At 74.7% G+C, this 2,486-nt stretch carries 2 protein-coding genes and 1 pseudogene; all 3 read right to left on the bottom strand.

Annotated elements, in window-relative coordinates; all coding sequences use genetic code 11:
- Nucleotides 1-827, bottom strand: a pseudogene (locus ABZ641_RS32995) (hypothetical protein); the annotation flags it as partial.
- Nucleotides 828-924: 97 nt separating this feature from the next.
- Nucleotides 925-1,221 carry a 4a-hydroxytetrahydrobiopterin dehydratase gene (locus tag ABZ641_RS32990; protein ID WP_344621895.1) on the bottom strand — a complete coding sequence of 99 codons (297 nt, stop codon included), beginning with the start codon at nucleotides 1,219-1,221 and terminating at the stop codon, nucleotides 925-927.
- A gap of 111 nt (nucleotides 1,222-1,332) precedes the next feature.
- Complete coding sequence (locus ABZ641_RS32985; RefSeq protein WP_344621896.1) at nucleotides 1,333-2,100, bottom strand: sulfite exporter TauE/SafE family protein; 768 nt, start codon at nucleotides 2,098-2,100, stop codon at nucleotides 1,333-1,335.
- Between the last annotated feature and the right edge of the window lie 386 nt (nucleotides 2,101-2,486).

Genomic DNA, 2,486 nt, shown 5'->3' with positions numbered 1-2,486 from the left:
GGTCCGTGGTCCGCGGAGACGACGGCGGTCGCGGCGGCCCGGGCGCGGTCGGCGATCGAGCGGCGGCCGGCCCGCCCGTTGCCGTCCGTGTCGTCGCGGTCGTCGCCGTACCTGTCGTCGCGGGTGACGACGTAGGGGCTGAGGGTGCCCCCGGAACCGGCCTCGGGGCTGCCGTCGGGGTCGGCCGGGAAGGCCGTGCCCCGGCCGCTGGTGTCCGGGAACCCGACGGTCGGCATCTCCTGCTGCTGGGTCTGCCAGCTGTCCTGCGCCTGGTCGGCCGGGGCGTAGAGCGACGGCTCGGGGGTGATCTGGGCGTACGCGTCTGCGGTGCCGGTGGAGCTCGCGCCGTAGGCGGCGTACGGGTCGGTGTATCCGGCGTTCGCCTGGTAGGGGTCGCCGGTCTGCTGCTGCGGGATCTGCTCGTAGCCGCCGGCGTAGTAGCCCTGCTGGCCCGCCTGCTGCTCGTACGCCTGCTGCTGGCCCGCCTGCTGGTCGTAGCCCTGCTGCCCCGCCTGCTGCTGGTACGCCTGCTGGTCGTAGCCCTGCTGCTGGTACGCCTGCTGCTGGTAGGCCTGGGCGGTCTGGGGGTCCCAGGCGGCGGTCTGCTGCTGCCATGCCTGCTGGTCGGCGCCCTGCTGCCAGGCCTGCTGGTCCGCCCCGGCCTGGTACGGCTGCTGCTGGGCGGCCGCCCACTGGTCGGCCGGCTGGTCCGTCTGCGGCTGGTACCAGCCCTGCTGCTGCTGGTAGTCCTGGCCGGCGGCGGGCTGCTGCCCGGTGCCGTCGTGCGGGTACCCCTGGTCGTACGTCCGGGGAGGGTCCTGAGCCATGAAATCCGTCCGTCCCGACTGCTGCTGCAAGCGCCCAGCATCTCATGGCGGCCGGAGCACCCCGCCGGAACGGGGTGCGCTGCGAGCTGACCGGGCCTCAGGACGTGGTGCGCAGCACGTCGTCGATGCGGGCGGCGAGGGTGGTGTCGAGGCCGGTGAGGCCGCCCGCGCTGTGGGTGGAGAGGGCGAAGCGCAGGGTGCGCCAGCGGATGTCGATGTCGGGGTGGTGGTCGAGTTCCTCGGCGGCGACGGCGACGGTGTCGACGACCCGGATCGCGGTCATGAAGCTGGCGGTCTCCGCGGTGCGGACGATCGCCTCGCCCTCGCGGTGCCACTCGGGCAGGGCGGCCAGGGCGGTGGTGATCTCGTCCTCGGTCAGCCGGGTTCGGCTCACGGGTGCTCCCGGTGGGTCGCTGGCGGGCCCGCGGCGGGCGGGCCGCCGGCCGCGGGGTGCGTCACAAGGAGCATAGGAAGGCGGGGCCGCCGGGGCCGGGCGACACGGGTGTCAGGTGAGCAGCAGCCGGGTGACGGCGGCGAGGCCGACGACGACGATGACCGTCCGCAGCACGGGCGGGGGCAGGCGGCGGCCGACCTTGGCGCCGATCTGGCCGCCGACCACCGATCCGGCGGCGATGAGCAGCACGGCCGTCCAGTCGATCGGGGCGACGAAGAGGAAGAAGACCGCGGCGACGCCGTTGACGATCAGGGCGAGGACGTTCTTGGTGGCGTTGATCCGCTGCATGTCGTCCTGGAGCAGCATGCCCATCAGGGCGAGCAGCAGGACGCCCTGGGCGGCGCCGAAGTAGCCGCCGTACACGCCGGCGAGCAGGACGCCGGCGAAGAGCAGCGGCCCGCCCTCGGTGCTGCTGCTGCCTCCGCCGCGGCCGCGGCGGGCGGCCACCGCGCGGGAGACCCGCGGCTGGATCACGACCAGCACGAGGGCGCAGAGGATCAGCGCGGGGACGATGGCGTCGAAGGCCTTGCTGGGGAGCTTGGTGAGCAGGTAGGCGCCGGTGAGACCGCCGATCAGGGAGGCGGTGCCGAGGCGGAGCAGCCGGCGGCGCTGGCCGGTGAGTTCGCGGCGGTAGCCGATGACGCCGCTGATCGAGCCGGGCACCAGGCCGAGGGTGTTGGAGACGTTGGCGGTGACGGGCGGCAGACCGAGGGCGAGCAACACCGGGAAGGTGATGAGCGTGCCGGAGCCGACGACGGTGTTGATGGTGCCCGCACCCACACCGGCCAGCAGGACCGCCAGCGCTTCCCAGACCGACATCCGTGATTCCCTCCTTCGCTCCTGTCACTAAGGATCATGCCGGAGGAGGGAGGGCCGGGCCAGGGGTGATCCACGATCCGGACCGCTCCGGCCCCGCGGGGACTCGCCGCCCTCCCGCGGGGCCGGGTGGTCACCGGGCGGGCGTGCGGTCGGGTGCGGTGGCGGTGGCGGCGGTGGCACCCGCCAGCCAGTCGGCGAAGGTCGTCGTGCCGCGGGTGTCGGGCCGGTCCGTGGTGAGGCCGCCGGCGCGCAGGGCCCGGCCGAGGGCACCGGGCAGCGGCAGGGGCAGTTGCAGGACGCGGCGGCCGGTGACGGCCCGCCAGGTGCGGGCGAGTTCGCGGGCGTCGGCCGCCTAGGCCGGACGGAGGCAGCCGGCCCGGAGACGG

Origin of the sequence: Kitasatospora sp. NPDC007106 (assembly GCF_040634455.1) — a bacterium.
Classification (GTDB): Bacteria; Actinomycetota; Actinomycetes; order Streptomycetales; family Streptomycetaceae; genus Kitasatospora; species Kitasatospora arboriphila.
This window is presented reverse-complemented; position numbering and strand designations above follow the sequence as displayed.